Source organism: Chitinibacter bivalviorum, assembly GCF_013403565.1.
GTDB lineage: Bacteria > Pseudomonadota > Gammaproteobacteria > Burkholderiales > Chitinibacteraceae > Chitinibacter > Chitinibacter bivalviorum.
Map to the genome: position 1 here is coordinate 66,719 of NZ_CP058627.1, position 16,223 is coordinate 82,941.

Below are 16,223 nucleotides of genomic sequence, written 5' to 3' on the forward strand. Positions count from 1 at the left end.
ATTGCAATCAAGACCTTGTCTAGCAAGGTCTTGATGTATTTACTGCGGGTGGGTATTAAGCTTCTTCGTGCCAGCACAGACCGTCGCGAGACAGCAGGGCGGATGAAGCTGCCGGGCCCCAAGTACCCGCGGTATAGGTCTTCGGACCTTCGCTGCTGTTTTCCCACGATTCAATGATCGGCTCAACCCAACGCCAAGCTGCGCGCTGCTCGTCACGGCGTACGAACAATGAGAGGTCGCCTTTGATCACATCCATCAACAGGCGTTCATACGCTTCTGGGCTGCGAGTGCTAAACGCTTCTTTGAAGTCCAGATCCAAATACACTTCGCGCAGACGATCTTTGCCCGGCTCTTTGGCCATCATGTACAGGCGCACTGATTCGTCGGGTTGCAGCTCAATCACCAAGCGGTTTGGGCGCGTGTTTTTACCGAAGGTCGAGGTTGGCACTTCGCGGAAATTGATCACGATTTGTGCCAAGCGGTCGCCCAAGCGTTTACCGGTACGCAAGAAGAAAGGAACACCAGCCCAGCGCCAAGTTTCAATTTCAGCCTTGAGTGCGACAAATGTTTCAGCTTTCGAACCTGCGGGTACGCCTGGCTCATCTTGGTAACCAATAACAGGTTTGCCGCCAACCGCACCAGCACGGTACTGACCGCGTACGACTTTGGTTTTTACATCGTCTGTCGTCAGTGGCTTCAAAGCTCGCAATACTTTGAGTTTTTCGTCACGCACAGCGTCAGCATCAATCGATGCTGGTGGTTCCATTGCCACGATGGTCAGCAATTGCAACAAGTGGTTTTGCACCATATCGCGCAAAGCACCCGTTTTGTCGTAGAAGTCTGCGCGGGTTTCAACGCCAACTTGCTCAGTCACGGTAATTTGCACGTCGCGAATCCATTCACGGCGCCACAGCGGCTCAAGCAAAGTATTGGCAAAACGCAGTGCGATCAGATTTAGTACCGGCTCTTTACCGAGGTAATGGTCGATACGGTAGATTTGTTGCTCGTTGAAGTATTCACCCACTTCATCGTTAATCTTGTTCGATGAGTCCAAGTCGTGGCCGAGCGGCTTTTCTAGTACGACGCGTGAATGGCCTTCGTTCAGGCCTTGCGCGGCTAAGTTTTTAGCAATAGGCGCAAAGAAATCAGGAGCGGTAGAGAGATAAAACACGCGCTCGCGAGTTGGGAATTTGTTCAGAGTTTCAGCGAGGGCAACGAAGTCTTCTTCGGTGTTGGCATCAACTTTTAAGTATTCAATGCGCGCAGCGAATTTATTCCAGTCACTTTCGTTATAATGGCTGCCAAGGTATTCTTTCGCCTTGGTGTGAGCTTTTTCAACGTAGGCTGCGGTGTCCGACGGGCTGCGGCCCAGGCAGATGACGCGACCTTGGCTTGGCAAATTGCCGTCTTGGTCTTGGTGGTAAAGTGCAGGAAGTAACTTGCGTAAAGCGAGGTCACCTGTGCCGCCAAAAAAAACGATATCGAAAGCGTCGATCGCAGTCATGAGCCAAAAATCCTCGTCTGGAATTGGAGCTTGAAAAAGAGTCAAGCATAGTAAGCTTTGTAATCTTACTACAGGCTCAAACACCCTAGCAAACGAATTTATTACCTAGTGGTTTGCACCAATGCGGCGCAAAGTGATTTAACGGAAAACCTTTGTGGTGCAAGGCCTTGCTGCAGTGCAGCGAAGTCGCTATGTAAAGAGTTTTACTTGTCGAAACGCCTTGATTGTAGTAAAACTACGCTTAAATTCTAAGTCTATCTGCTCGATAGTTTAGTTCAGAAAATTCGGAGTTCTTTCATGTCACTGCATCCTGGTTTGGTCGAAGTAACCCAGCGCGTTATCGAACGCAGCAAAGAATCACGTTCACGCTATCTGGCGCGATTAGAACAGGCGGCCAGTAAAGAGCCCGTACGAAAAGGTTTGGCTTGTACCAACCAAGCGCATGCTTGGGCTGCAATGCCTGAGACCGACAAAATCATGATGCGTGAAATGCGTCAGCCTAATTTGGCGATTGTGTCTGCCTATAACGAAATGCTCTCGGCACATCAGCCGTTTGAAACTTTCCCTGCGATTATCAAAAAAGCTGCCAATCAAGCTGGTGCAACGGCGCAGTTTGCCGGTGGCGTGCCTGCAATGTGTGATGGCGTGACCCAAGGTCAGCCAGGTATGGAGTTGTCGCTGTTTAGTCGCGATGTGATCGCGATGTCTACGGCTGTGGCGCTCTCGCACAATATGTTTGATGCAACTTTGTGTCTGGGTGTGTGTGACAAGATTGTTCCAGGCTTATTGATTGGCGCGCTGCAGTTTGGTCACTTGCCAACCATTTTTGTGCCTGCAGGCCCAATGACGACGGGTATTGCCAATAAAGAAAAAAATATCACTCGCCAATTATTTGCTGAAGGCAAAGTAGGTCGTGATGCTCTGTTGGCCTCTGAAGAAGGCTCGTATCACGGCCCGGGTACCTGTACTTTCTTTGGTACCGCCAACTCGAATCAAATGCTGATGGAAATTATGGGTTTGCATATGCCGGGCGCGGCATTTACCAATCCAGGTACGCCACTGCGTGATGCGTTGACCGTCGCAGCTACTAAACGTGCAGCGCAAATTACCGCACTGGGTAATGAATTTATCCCGGTCGGTAAAGTGATCGATGAGAAGGCGATTATTAATGGCATTATTGGTTTGCTGGCAACCGGTGGCTCAACGAATCATACGATTCACTTGATCGCGATCGCACGCGCTGCGGGTGTGATTATTAACTGGTCTGACTTTAACGATTTGTCGGCCATTATTCCGCTGTTGGCGAAGGTTTATCCAAACGGTGCTGCTGATGTGAATCATTTCCATGCGGCAGGTGGTATGGGTTATCTGATCCGCGAATTGCTTGATGCTGGATTGTTGCATGACGACGTTTGGACTGCAGCGGGCTATGGTTTGCGCCATTATGCGCAAGAACCATTCCTAGAAAATGGCGTCGCTGTTTGGCGTCCTGCTCCTGTACAAAGTGGCGATGATTCCGTTCTTAGAACTGCGGCTAATCCATTCCAGGCCGATGGTGGTACCAAATTACTGCAAGGTAATTTAGGGCGTGCTGTGATTAAAACCTCTGCAGTGGCAGTGGAGCACCGCATTGTAAATGCGCCTGCTATCGTCTTTGATGATCAAGAAGATGTCATCGCCGCATTTAAACGTGGCGAGTTGGAGCGTGACTTTATTGCGGTTGTTCGTTTCCAAGGTCCGCGCGCCAATGGTATGCCAGAGTTGCACAAGCTCACTCCGCCATTGGGTGTGTTGCAAGATCGTGGCTTTAAGGTGGCTTTGGTTACTGATGGCCGTATGTCAGGCGCATCGGGCAAAGTGCCTGCCGCGATTCATATTACGCCTGAGGTGGTTTCAGGTGGCGCACTGGGTAAAGTTCGTACCGGCGATATGATTTTGTTGAATGCTGAAACGGGTGAGCTTGTGGCTCAAGTGGATGCGGCAGAGTGGGATGCGCGCGAAGTTGCGACGGCTGATTTGTCGGCAAATGGACATGGCATGGGGCGTGAGTTGTTTGCTTCATTCCGTGCTGCGGCAACTGGTGCCGAAGACGGCGCGATTAGTATGGGTTTGGCGCACTAATATATAAAAGAAGTTTGTTGTGAGCGGCTGGTGTGTGAGGAGATGCGCCGGCCGGTTTGAAACCTTTGCTGACCTTCGATAATAAAAAGGCTGCAATTTAGATAAGACGGAAAATTCTCATGCAGATTCGTGACATCATGCGCTCTTGCACTGTAATGCCGGTGCTGGTAATTGAAAATGTAGAGCACGCAGTGCCTTTGGCTCAAGCGCTGGTTGACGGCGGTATTCGTGTTTTGGAAGTGACGTTGCGTACTGATGCTGCGCTTGCTGCGGTAAAAGCGATTGCTGATAACGTGCCTGGCGCGATTGTGGGTGTGGGTACGGTAGTTCGTCCTGAGCAGTTTGCTCAAGCGAAGGCTGCTGGTGCAGTATTTGCCGTGACACCTGGTTTGACGCCAAAACTGGCCGCTGCCGCTCGTGAGTGCGGGATCGAGTTGTTGCCAGGTGTAATGACGCCATCTGAAGCGATTGCAGCTTTGGAAGAAGGTTTTGATGCGATGAAATTGTTCCCTGCTGAGCAAGCGGGCAGCTTGGCAATGTTGAAAGCATTGGGTGGCCCGTTGCCACAAATCTTGTTCTGCCCAACGGGTGGTGTGAGCGTAGAATCTGCCCCTAAATTGTTGGCATTGCCGAATGTGGGCTGTGTAGGTGGCTCTTGGTTGGCTCCTAAAGATATGGTTGCAAAAGGTGATTGGGCGGGGATTACTGCGCTCGCACGTGAAGCGGCTGCATTGCGTCCTTGATTGGTCTAGGCTGATCGCACTGCGCTAGTGTTTGGTGCGGTGTGGTCGGCTTTTTGTTTTTTGCTGTCTGGGTAAGTGTTCTATTTACCCGCCGCTTTAGTAACTTATTTGGTTTTAATGTAGTTTTTGCAAAGTGTTTGTCATGGCGCAAAGGCAATATTGCTCTAAATGGTGCATGCTTGAGCGTCCCGATTTATTCGATCCCCTATTGTTTCTGGAGATGATTCATGGCTATCAAAGTTGGTATTAATGGTTTTGGTCGTATCGGCCGCATGGTATTCCGCGCTGCTGTTTATAATTTTGCCGATGATATCGAAATCGTTGGTATTAATGACTTGCTCGAGCCTGATTACCTTGCCTATATGCTCAAACACGATTCAGTGCACGGCAAATTCAAAGGCGAAGTGGCGATTGTTGATGGCAATCTCGTGGTAAATGGTAAAACCATTCGTTTGACTGCAGTTAAAGATCCTGCTGAATTGAAATGGGGTGAGATTGGTGCTGATGTTGTGGTTGAGTCTACAGGCCTGTTCCTGACTAAAGAGACTTGCGAAAAACACATGGCTGCTGGCGCTAAAAAAGTCATTATGTCTGCACCATCAAAAGACGATACCCCTATGTTCGTGTACGGTGTGAATGATGCCGCTTACGCAGGTCAGGCAATCATTTCTAATGCATCTTGTACCACTAACTGCTTGGCGCCGATCGCTAAAGTAATTAACGATAACTTCGGTATCAAACGTGGCTTGATGACGACTGTTCACGCAGCAACTGCAACGCAAAAAACAGTTGATGGCCCATCTAATAAAGATTGGCGTGGTGGCCGCGGTATTCTGGAAAACATCATTCCTTCTTCAACTGGCGCAGCTAAAGCCGTTGGTGTGGTGATTCCTGAGATCAAAGGTAAATTGACTGGTATGGCTTTCCGCGTACCTACTTCTGATGTTTCAGTAGTTGATTTGACTGTTGAATTGAATAAAGAAGCGTCGTACGAAGAAATTTGTGCTGCGATGAAAGCCGCTTCTGAAGGCACAATGAAAGGCGTCCTGGGTTATACCACTGAGAAAGTTGTATCTACTGATTTCCGTGGTGAAGCTTGCACATCAACTTTCGATGCAGATGCAGGTATTGCTTTGGATAAAACTTTCGTTAAATTGGTGGCTTGGTACGATAACGAATGGGGCTACTCTAGCAAAGTGTTGGAAATGGTTCGAGTTATGGCCGCAAAATAATCGTTTAAAAGCGAATCCTAAAAGCCAGTCAGTAAATCTGACTGGCTTTTTTATTGGCTAGCAGTTGTGCGGGAGTAACTTGTTAGCGCTAATTGTCGGTGCGGTTTAATGTTCTTGGTTTGGTAAAATTACCAATTGTTGTGAGGTAAATTGCTGCAATTGAGGGTAAGCAGGTAAGGTAATAGCTTAATAATTTCAGCTAAGTAATTATTATTAAAGATGAATGTCACGTGGGCTTGTTTGCGGCTTAAGCCCCGGGCGTTAACCGAAAAGTACTGTTGTACTCAGGCTACACCATTGGCCTAAATCGGAAATAGCTTTTGCGTTGGCCGGAGTTCTTCCGTAATCTTGAGTCTGTAAAGCAGTGGCCCAGCTAGATAAGAGGCCCGCTGTTACGGTGGTTAAATAAATCCAACTCTCTCTTTTCTTTGGAGAAATAAAAATGTTCAAGCGCGTTCTTATGGCTGCTGCTGTTGCAGCTGCTGTTTCAGCTCCAGCGTTCGCTGATGTGTCTATCACTGGTTCTATGGAAATGAACTTGATGTTCATTGACCAAGCTGGTAGCAGCAACGTTCAAACTCTGGACCGTGGTTTGCAAATCGACTTTAACGGCGCTGACAAACTCGACGGCGGCGGCAAACTGATCTGGAAACTGTCTCAGAAAGTTACCTCTGGTAATACAAATGCAAACAGCAAAAATGCATTGTCTCAACAAGCTTGGGGCGGTCGTGAAGGCTGGGTTGGTTTTACTGGTGATTGGGGTACTTTCAAAGCTGGTCGTCAATTCCTGAACAGCTACCTGACTCTGGACTGGCCATATGGTCAAGGCGGTAACTGGCAGTTGGCTGAAAACAACTGGTACGCTGGCGCTGCTGCAGGTAAATTGACTGCTAACTTCTTGACTGGTGCTTCTTTGAACTACCAATCTCCAAGCTTCAGCGGTTTCAGCTTCGGCGCTCAATACTCTTGGGACGTAGTGAATGCAGCTACTGGCTCACGCCAAGATGGTAACAAATTCAGCGAAAACTACATTGCTGATTTGTCTGCTAGCTACAATGCAGGTTCATTGGGCTTGAACGCTGGTTACTTGTTCGGTAAAGACGTTGCTGCAACTGGCGACGCTTCTCAGTACTACATCGGCGCAACTTACGGTTTCGATTTCGGTCTGAACCTGCGTGCCTTGTACACTGGCTACAGCCAAGACTACGCTACTGGTACACAAGACGGTTACGACTGGATCGTTGGTGGTACTTACGGCTTCGGCAAATCATTCATCAAAGCTTCATACAATGGCTCTGATGCTGATGGCTTCAGCGGTTCACGTGCAATCGCTTCTGCTGAATACGGTTACAGCTTGTCTAAAAACACTGTAGCTTACGCTCGTTACCAATGGCGTAACAAAGAAGCTGGCGACCTGCAATACGTAATGTTCGGTGCATGGACTGGCTTCTAATCTGACTCGCTCAGTTTAGTTGAAAAAAACAAAAAGCAGCTTCGGCTGCTTTTTGTTTTTTTTGTCTTCGTATTTGTTTGCGCTACTCTGTGTCCAAGCGTGGGTGGTTTTGCTGGGGCATACATTTTTTCCAAAATTTTCGTTTGTTTGCTGCCCAATGAAGGAGATCTTAAACCCTTGCCTAAATTAGCCGTATTGCTTGGTCTACTGTAAAATTTTGTGGTTTAACTGTACTAGCTACTAAAGCAAAAATAACTTAAGTCACTGTTTATTAAGTCATGTATTCAGAATTTGTGTATGTAACAAATCTGTCATTGTTATGACATTCAATATTAATAAAAGGTTTGTAGAATCGCGACGTTGTGAAAATTCACAGTTAAAGCACCTATAAAACCTCGGAGTTAATTTGAAATGAACAAGATTGTTGCTGCTGCAGTTGCTGCTGCTTTTATCGCCCCTTTGGCCATGGCAGATGTTGATTTGGGTCCTGTTAAGATTTACGGTAGCTTGCGCTCTGCAGTCGAGGTTATCAATGTGACTCCAGTTGCGGGCACAACTGTGCAAGATGGCCAAGATAGCCAGACTCGTTTGATGGACCAAACTTCTAAGTTCGGCGTTAAAGGCGACTGGAAAATCAACGACAATATCAAAGCGATTGGCCAGCTGGAAGCACGTATTTACTTAGGTAACAGCGGTGATCCATTGGATGGTAGCAAAATTGGTTTTGGTACTCGCAATACCTTCATCGGTTTGTCTGGTGAAAAATTTGGTACAGTGCGTTTAGGTCGTTACGACAACCAATACAAATTGATCAAGAAAAATGCTTTAGGCGCATTTGATGACATCATGAATGATGCATCTGATCCAACTAACGCATCAAACACTATCTTGGGTCGTATGGGCGGCCGTGAGGGCGATAGTGTTAGCTATGAGACTCCACGTTTGGCTGGTTTTGCAGGTGGTTTGTCTTATAACTTCGGTAAAGTGGACAGCACCAATGCAACTGCATCATACAAAACAACGTGTGTGACTGTTTCAAACTGCACAACAACTGCAGTTTCTTCTGGTGACAAAATCAATGCACCACAGTTCTCAGCCTTGCTGAACTACCAAAGCCAATATTTCGATGCTGGCGTTGCGTACACTAAATTGAGCGATGCCTACTATGATCTGACTGGTAGCAAGTTGTCTGCCAAGAAAGAATTGACTGGTAAAACTGGTGGTGAAAGTGCTGATGCCTTGTCTATTGGCGCTACAGGTAAATTTGCTGGTTTACATTTGAGCGCGGTTTGGGAGCGTACCAATTCGAACGCGAATGGTGTTGGCTTGGCTCTGGATCAAGAGCAAGACAGCTACGGTATCCAAGCTTTGTACAATTGGGGTGATTTTGACTTCCAAGCTGGTTTTGCTAAAGCTGGCGATGTTAAAAACAACCTGAAAGGTGTTGATGTGGCTAACACGGGCGCGAAACAGTACAACGCTGGTGTATCGTACAAAGTACACAAACAAGTGCGCGTTATCGCTACTTACACTAAGGTTGACAACGAATCAGCGGCAACCTTCGCATCTGCTTCGGGTTTCGCAACTGCTAAAGGTGCTGATGTAGGCACTTTCGCAATTGGCTTGCGTGGCGATTTCTAAGCCATAACCGCTTAGGTTAACGCTTAGGCGCTTGAACCCACCAATTTGAACCGCCAAACTCAATCGAGTTTGGCGGTTTTTTTGTTGCTGGCGTTTACCCGCGCTTTGGCGTGTGCCGTGGTAAAATTGCAGATATTCAGAGATAAATCAGACTTGTGGAGTGACCATGTCGGGCAATAGTTTGGGTTTGCTGTTTACAGTTACATCATTTGGCGAAAGCCATGGCGCGGGCATTGGTTGTATTGTCGACGGTTGCCCTCCAGGAATGGACATCTCGGTTGAGGATATTCAGCTCGAACTTGATCGCCGCAAGCCTGGTACTAGCCGCCATGTGACGCAGCGTAAAGAGCCCGATACGGTCGAGATTTTGTCTGGCATCTATGAAGGTAAAACCACCGGTACACCGATTGCTTTGCTGATTCGCAATCAGGATCAACGCAGCCAAGATTACGGCAAAATTGTCGAGACTTTCCGCCCGGGTCACGCCGATTACACCTACTGGCATAAATACGGCATTCGCGACCCACGCGGCGGCGGTCGCTCTTCGGCGCGTGAAACTGCCGTGCGGGTGGCGGCGGGCGCGATCGCCAAAAAATGGTTGAAAGAAAAATTCGGCATCGTCATTCGTGGCTACATGAGCAAGCTGGGTGAGATCGATATTCCATTCCAAAGCTGGGATCACGTCAGCGAAAATGCATTCTTTGCGCCAAACAATGACATCGTGCCACAGCTCGAAGACTATATGGATGCGATTCGCAAAGAGCGAGATTCGGTCGGCGCGCAGATTTCAGTTGTGGCTGAAAATGTGCCCGTGGGCTGGGGCGAGCCTGTTTACGATCGCCTTGATGCCGAGATTGCCTACGCGATGATGAACATCAACGCCGTCAAAGGCGTTGAGATCGGTGCGGGCTTTGACAGTATTGCCCAGCGTGGCTCTGTGCATTGCGATGAGCTTACGCCGAAAGGGTTTGCCACCAATCACGCAGGCGGTATCTTGGGGGGTATATCTACCGGGCAAGATATTACAGTGAATTTGGCGGTTAAACCCACCTCCAGTATTGCTCAGGAGCGCCAATCAATTGATAAAAATGGCAATCCAGTGATGATGGCAACGACAGGCCGCCATGATCCATGCGTTGGTATTCGCGCGACACCAATTGCCGAAGCAATGTTGGCCTTGGTGCTGATCGATCACGCTTTGCGTCACCGTGCGCAGTGCGGTGATGTGGTCGTTAATACGCCGCGCATTCCCGGGAAAATCGCCTAATGTCTGCGCGCTGGCTGTTAGCGGTCTTTGCTTTGGCCATCTTGGCCGGCTGTGCCAGCCCGACTTTTGTTTCCACCGTATCGGTTCGCCATCAATTGCCTGCGGGAGTGTTGAAAGCTTCAGCGCCCGCCGCATCGGGTGCTGCGGCTGTACAGGCTGCGATGGCGCGCGCCAAATCGTTTGCCATTGAGCGCACCGCTTCGCAAGCGCAAAGTTTGGCATATCAAGAGTTTGAAACTGAACTGGCGCAGCATTTAGTCGAACAAGGCTTGGTTTGGCAGCACGACCCAAAATTGGCGGACTGGCTGGTGCGTTTTGACTATCAGATCGACGATGGGAAAAACAAAAGCTATCAGCAGCCGATTTGGGGTACCGTAGGCTATTCAGTGAGCTATCAGCGCGTTATCAGAGGTGGTAGCGTCATTTTTATTCCGCGTTATTATCCGGAAACAGGCATTATTGGCACGCAAACGGTCAATGAAACCATTTTCACCCGCGAAGTGTTTGTCGATATTCTTGATCGAAAAACCTTAGATAAAGACCAATTTGCCAAGCTCTATGAAGGTCGTGCGCGAAATCGCAGCCATCATGATGAGCTTGAATCCGCCGTGCCGTGGTTGATTCGCAGTCTGTTTTTACCTTTTCCAGGCCCTTCGGGCGTGAGCCGAGAAGTGCGCATACCCTTGGCGACGCCTAAACCTTAAATTCGAGACGCCCTGTGACTCCTGATCAATATTGCGAAGATAAAGCAGCCAAAAGTGGCTCGAGTTTTTACTACAGCTTTCGCTTTTTAAGCCCCGAAAAACGCATCGCGATTACTGCGCTGTATGCGTTCTGCCGCGAAGTCGATGATGTCGTCGACGAGTGTACCGACGAAGGCGTTGCGCGCACCACGCTCAATTGGTGGCGCAATGAAGTCGACCAGATGTACGCGGGTAGCCCACAACATCCTGTGACGCAATCTTTATTGCCGGCAGTTAAAGCCTACGATCTGCCGCGCGAGCTGTTTTTGGAAATCATCGACGGTATGGAGATGGATCTGAATCAGGCGCGTTACAACACGTTCAAAGATTTGCATCTGTATTGCTACCGTGTCGCCAGCGTCGTCGGCCAATTGGCCGCAAGTATTTTTGGCTATACCGATCGCAAAACGTTGAAATACGCGCACGATCTGGGCATTGCTTTCCAGCTCACTAATATCATTCGTGATGTAGGTGAAGACGCACGCCGTGGCCGGATTTACCTGCCCGTCGATGAATTGCAGCGCTTTAATGTCCCTGCAGCGGATATCCTGAATTATCGTGAAACGGCCGAATTTAAAGCCCTGATGAATTTCCAGATTGACCGCGCTGAGCAATATTACGAGCAAGCGATGAAGCTCTTGCCCGAAGTCGATAAAAAAAATCAACGCACTGGCCTTGTGATGGCGGCGATTTATCGCGCCACGCTCGCTGAAGTTCGTCTCGAAGGTGCGCAGAAAGTACTCAACCAACGTACTTCGCTGACGCCAATCCGCAAGTTATGGCTGGCTTGGAAAACCTGGTGGTTTGCTTAATCGAATGAGCTCATTAAATCCGACGAGTAAACACGTCGCCATCATCGGTGGCGGTTACGCGGGCATGGCGGCCGCTGTTGAGCTGGCTGCTGCGGGCGTGCAAGTCACGGTATTTGAGGCAGGGAAAGTGCTCGGTGGCCGTGCGCGGCGTGTGGAGCGGGCCAGCTTGTCGTCGCATTCGGGCGAAAACCGGCCGCAGCCGCTCGATAATGGTCAGCATCTCGTGATTGGGGCGTATAGCGAATTATTGCGGCTAATGCGCGAGTGTGGTGTTGATTTGAATGCCGCTTTTTTACGTCAACCGATGCGCTTAGAAACTGTTTCTCACAATGGGGAACCTAACTTCCTATTGGCCTGCCCAAAGTTACCTGCACCCTTGCATTTGGCCGTGGCGCTGATTCGGGCGAAAGGCCTAACTTGGTCGGAACGCTGGGCCTTGATTCGTGCAATTCAAGTCGCGAAGTGGCGGGGCTGGCGGCTCAAACATGACACAACAGTCGCCGAATGGCTGCTTGAGCAACGCCAACCCGCAGGATTAATCAGTCGTTTTTGGACGCCGTTGACTTTGGCTGCACTCAATACCCCGCTGGAATTAGCGAGTGCGCAGGTGTTGCTGAACGTTTTGCGCGATAGCTTGGGTGGCTCGCGCGCTGCGTCGGATTTATTACTGCCGAAAGTGGATTTTAGCGCACTCTTTACCGAGCCTGCCGCGTCTTATGTGACTAAAAAAGGCGGGTATATCCAGCTAGGCATTAGAGCAAAAAAAGTTGGGCTGGATACTGCTGGATGGTATATCAATGGATTACCCGAGCGATTTGATGCTGTCGTGTGCGCTGTCGCGCCGCATCAAGCATCCAAACTATTAAGTGATTCAACAAGTATCGCCGCCGCGACCGAGATTTTGTCGCGCCAATTGGCTGCATGGCCGTATCAGCCTATCGTGACGGTGTATTTGCAGTACGAGGCCAATGTTTCATTGCCGCAGCCGATGCTGGGCTTGTCAGATGCGATCTCGCAATGGGTGTTTGATCGCGGCGTGACGCATACTTGCCCCGGCCTGATTGCTGTGGTGATCTCCGCGCAGGGCGTGCACAGTGGTTTGAGCCACGATGATTTGGCGCTGGCGGTGCAGGAAGAATTGCATCAGCGTTTGGGCTTGCCCGATTTGGTCTTGCAGCAGCAAGTCATCACCGAGAAGCGCGCGACATTTGCCTGTACGCCCAATCTAGTACGGCCTGCTAATCGCACGGCGAGCGCTGGGTTTTATCTGGCGGGTGATTACACGGCGGGCTTAGCGGCGATGAGCGGTAAAGATCGCGGTGAATATCCGGCTACGCTGGAAGGTGCGGTGCGTAGTGGCGTGAAAGCGGCCAATGCCGTATTACAAGATTTTAAGGGTATTTCGCTGTAGGTCAATTGCGAATTGGTCTTGGTGGCAATACCGTGCAATGTACATTATTGAAGCGGACACAAATCATGGAAAGCTGGAAAACATATCAGGCTGAAGCCAAATCAATGCAAGATCGTGTGATTTTGGTGACGGGCGCAGGGCAGGGCTTGGGTGCTACCGCCGCCGTTGAGCTGGCGAAACTTGGCGCCACGGTGATTTTGCTGGGTCGCAACGAGAAAAAACTCAGCCGCACTTATGATGCGATTGAATCGGTCGGCGGTCCACAACCGGCTGCGGTGCCGATGGATTTGGCTAAAGTGGGCGAAGCCGAAATCACCCAGTTGGGCGTGTTGATTCAGAAAGAGTTTGGCCGTCTCGATGGCATTTTGCATTGTGCCAATGGCTTTAATCATCTGTCGCCGCTGGCCAATCAAAAGCTCGACGAATGGGTGGATATGTTCCGGGTGAATGTGGCTGCGCCTTTTGCCCTCAATCGCACCTTGTTGCCTTTATTGCAAGCAGCGCCTGATGCGGCGGTTTTGGTGTTGGGTGAAACGCACGCGTTTGAACCCAATGCCTATTGGGGCGGCTTTAGCGTGACCAAGTCGGCGCAGAAAAACTGGATCGAAATTACGGCTTCCGAATGGGATAAGTTTGAACAGTTGCGGATTAATCTCTTGGTGCCCGGCCCGATTCAATCGCCTTTCCGTTTAGCCACTCACCCCGCCGAATCTAAAGATACACTGCCGGAAACGGGCGCAATTATGCCGGCGATTATGTATTGGTTGGGGCCTGCGAGCCGTGGTCAGACCGGACAAACGGTATTTTTTAACAAAAAGTGAGAAAAATTGAAATATTTAGCAATGGGGATGAACTTTCTGGAAAAACAGCACTCAGAGCAAGGGTAAGTTTGTGATTGATCTCCAAACTTAGTGCTAAGCCGCTAGGCTGTGGTGCAATGCAAGTGTGTAGTTTGTTTCATCTCTCCCTGTAGTCATTCAGCCCCGCCAATGTGCGGGGCTTTTTTTTGCTTATTTGCTGGCGTGCAATTCAGTGATGGGTGGGCGGGTATTGCTGCGCCACTGTTGATGAAAGGCGGCGGCGGGCAGCGGTTTGCCATAGTAAAAACCTTGAATCGTGCTGCAGCCTTCTTCTTGCAGGAAACGAATTTGCGTCGCTTCTTCAACGCCTTCGGCGACGGTACTGAGGCCCAAACTGCTGGCCAATGAAATAATGGTGCGGATTATGGCTTCATTGTCTTTGCCTGAGCCGATACCGAGGATAAACGCCCGATCAATTTTGAGCACTTGCACCGGCAGCTGTTTGAGGTAGGCCAGCGATGAATAACCTGTGCCAAAATCATCGATCGATAATTTCACCCCAAGCGCGCGAATGGCATCGAGCGTTTCGATCGCATCGTCGACCGCCATGATCACACTTTCGGTGATTTCTAATTCCAGCGCAGTGGCGGGCAATTGATACAGATGTAATAACTGAGCCAGATGCGCGGGGAAATCGGTGCGCTCGAGTTGTTTGACCGATAAATTGACCGATACGCAAGGGATATTAAAACCACTGCTGCGCCAATCTCTGAGTTGCTGACAGGTTTTTTCCAAGATCTGATCGCCCAAGGCCACAATCAAGCCAGTGTCTTCGGCGACTGGGATAAATCGCACCGGCGGTACATGGCCCAGCGCCTCGCTATGCCAGCGGGCGAGTGCTTCGGCGCCGACCAATTGGCCGCTGTTTGAATCTACTTTGGCTTGGAAATGCACTGTTAATTCATTGTGCTCAATGGCCTGACGTAAATAGCGTTCAATCCTGACTCGCTCTTCGGCAGCAACAGACATGGCACGGGTATAGCACTGAAAGCGATTGCGGCCGGCGGCTTTAGCCTGATACATCGCAATATCGGCATTGCGCACGAGGGTATTCACATCCATACCGTCTTCTGGCGCAAAGCTAATCCCGATGCTGGCGGAGAGGAAAATATCATTGTTATTGATGTGAAACGGCTGGCTAAATAGCGCTAATAATTGGCCCGCGATTTGGCTCGCAGTTTCTCTCCCAGCTTGGGTATTGAGAATACAGACAAATTCATCGCCGCCCAGCCGCGCCAAAGTGTCATCTGCGCGCACCTGTTTGATGAGCCGTGCGGTAACGGCAATCAGTAATTGATCGCCAATAAAATGCCCCAGCGTATCGTTCACATCTTTGAAGCGATCAAGGTCTATAAACAAGACCGCTAAATGGTGCGGATGATCGGGCGCCTGCAGCAGTCTTTGCTCGAGTTGCTCATTAAATAGCAGGCGATTGGGTAGGTTGGTGAGTGGGTCATGGTGCGCCAGTTGATCAAGCCGCTCTTCCGCATTGCGCCGCTCTATCACTTCGGCTTCGAGCTGCAAGTTAGCTTGCCCCAGCGCAAAAGTGCGCTCTTCAACGCGCCGATCGAGGTCACGATTGGCTTCTTCAAGCTCGGCCGCCTGTTTATTAATAATATTTCCCGCGCGCATCACCACCAGCATTTGCACCAGAAATAAAATCACCATCAGAAAACAAATCGCCACCGCCAGCCATCGTAATTGCTCGGACATGGCTTTGATGAACGGTGTGGCATCGACGTAGATTTCCAGCACGCCTTCTACTTTTTCATTGGCACCATGCACAGGCACATAGGTGGAAATGACATCGCGATCGACTAAGGCGCGCTCAAACGAATCAATACTATGTTTATGTGCCAACTCGCTGGCCGGCACATTGGCCAAGGCCGATTTAAAGCCATCGTTGTCTTCTTCAACTTCGCCCACTTGCTTGGGGTCGGTCGAGAATACGGTCAGGCCATTGAGCGCATACACCTTGATCTTGATGACATCGGTGCCCTTCATGAGTTGAATGACATTGCTCATTAATTGCCCTTGCGATGATTGCTTGAGCAATTGCGTTTTATCGAGCAAGGTCAATGGCCGAAATTGCGGCCATAAAGAGTTTTCGAATACCTGAACCATGGACGAGGCTCGCACTTTTTCCAGCTTGAGCAATTGCTCGCTAGAGTAATGCTGCAAATAGCCGGTCATCAGTAAAGTCGCGATCGACATAATGCCCAGCGACAATAAAAAGAAATACCGAATCAAATTGAACGGCTTGCTGCGCATCGGAGCTAGGTACTCGGGCATGACTTATCCCTTCGCTGCAATAAACATGATAATGAGTGTAGACGCAGTTATCGTGCACTGCCGCATAAGAAGGCGATTGCGCAGTCGCAGCGGCATCGTGGCCAGAAAATGAAACGATGTGCTGCAATCTGAGCGAAAAGTCGC

At 49.7% G+C, this 16,223-nt stretch carries 12 protein-coding genes; 10 read left to right on the forward strand and 2 right to left on the reverse strand.

Going from position 1 to position 16,223, the window contains the following annotated elements; translation table 11 throughout:
- Positions 1-55: 55 nt before the first annotated feature.
- Positions 56-1,504: a glucose-6-phosphate dehydrogenase gene (zwf, locus tag HQ393_RS00340; protein WP_179356898.1), complete on the reverse strand. Its 1,449-nt coding sequence runs from the start codon at positions 1,502-1,504 to the stop codon at positions 56-58.
- 297 nt (positions 1,505-1,801) lie between these two features.
- Between zwf and edd the strand changes: the two genes are divergently transcribed.
- The 10 genes from edd to HQ393_RS00390 all read left to right on the forward strand — a co-directional run bounded on the left by edd (position 1,802) and on the right by HQ393_RS00390 (position 13,748).
- On the forward strand, positions 1,802-3,625 hold the full coding sequence (gene edd, locus HQ393_RS00345) for a phosphogluconate dehydratase (RefSeq protein ID WP_179356899.1): 1,824 nt from the start codon (positions 1,802-1,804) through the stop codon (positions 3,623-3,625).
- Between the two features lie 119 nt (positions 3,626-3,744).
- Entirely contained in the window at positions 3,745-4,368 is a 624-nt protein-coding gene (gene eda / locus HQ393_RS00350) for a bifunctional 4-hydroxy-2-oxoglutarate aldolase/2-dehydro-3-deoxy-phosphogluconate aldolase (RefSeq protein WP_179356900.1), read from the forward strand.
- A gap of 227 nt (positions 4,369-4,595) precedes the next feature.
- A complete protein-coding gene (gene gap / locus HQ393_RS00355; RefSeq protein WP_179356901.1) occupies positions 4,596-5,600 on the forward strand; it encodes a type I glyceraldehyde-3-phosphate dehydrogenase in 1,005 nt (334 codons plus the stop codon).
- Between the two features lie 442 nt (positions 5,601-6,042).
- On the forward strand, positions 6,043-7,053 hold the full coding sequence (locus HQ393_RS00360) for a porin (protein WP_179356902.1): 1,011 nt from the start codon (positions 6,043-6,045) through the stop codon (positions 7,051-7,053).
- Positions 7,054-7,464: 411 nt separating this feature from the next.
- Positions 7,465-8,694, forward strand: coding sequence for a porin (locus tag HQ393_RS00365; protein ID WP_179356903.1), 1,230 nt, complete (start codon positions 7,465-7,467; stop codon positions 8,692-8,694).
- A gap of 166 nt (positions 8,695-8,860) precedes the next feature.
- The gene (gene aroC / locus HQ393_RS00370) at positions 8,861-9,961 is read left to right on the forward strand and encodes a chorismate synthase (protein WP_179356904.1); all 1,101 of its coding nucleotides are present in this window, start codon (positions 8,861-8,863) and stop codon (positions 9,959-9,961) included.
- Positions 9,961-10,665 (forward strand): DUF4136 domain-containing protein, encoded by a 705-nt coding sequence (locus tag HQ393_RS00375; protein ID WP_179356905.1) that lies wholly within the window; start codon positions 9,961-9,963, stop codon positions 10,663-10,665. Before aroC ends, HQ393_RS00375 begins: the two co-directional genes overlap by 1 nt.
- A 14-nt stretch (positions 10,666-10,679) precedes the next feature.
- Positions 10,680-11,516: a presqualene diphosphate synthase HpnD gene (gene hpnD / locus HQ393_RS00380; RefSeq protein WP_179356906.1), complete on the forward strand. Its 837-nt coding sequence runs from the start codon at positions 10,680-10,682 to the stop codon at positions 11,514-11,516.
- A 4-nt stretch (positions 11,517-11,520) separates the two neighbouring features.
- Complete coding sequence (gene hpnE / locus HQ393_RS00385; RefSeq protein ID WP_179356907.1) at positions 11,521-12,927, forward strand: hydroxysqualene dehydroxylase HpnE; 1,407 nt, start codon at positions 11,521-11,523, stop codon at positions 12,925-12,927.
- Positions 12,928-12,992: 65 nt separating this feature from the next.
- A complete protein-coding gene (locus HQ393_RS00390; protein ID WP_179356908.1) occupies positions 12,993-13,748 on the forward strand; it encodes an SDR family NAD(P)-dependent oxidoreductase in 756 nt (251 codons plus the stop codon).
- 189 nt (positions 13,749-13,937) lie between these two features.
- Here the strand turns inward: HQ393_RS00390 and HQ393_RS00395 are convergent, their stop codons facing one another.
- Entirely contained in the window at positions 13,938-16,079 is a 2,142-nt protein-coding gene (locus tag HQ393_RS00395; RefSeq protein WP_179356909.1) for a putative bifunctional diguanylate cyclase/phosphodiesterase, read from the reverse strand.
- Between the last annotated feature and the right edge of the window lie 144 nt (positions 16,080-16,223).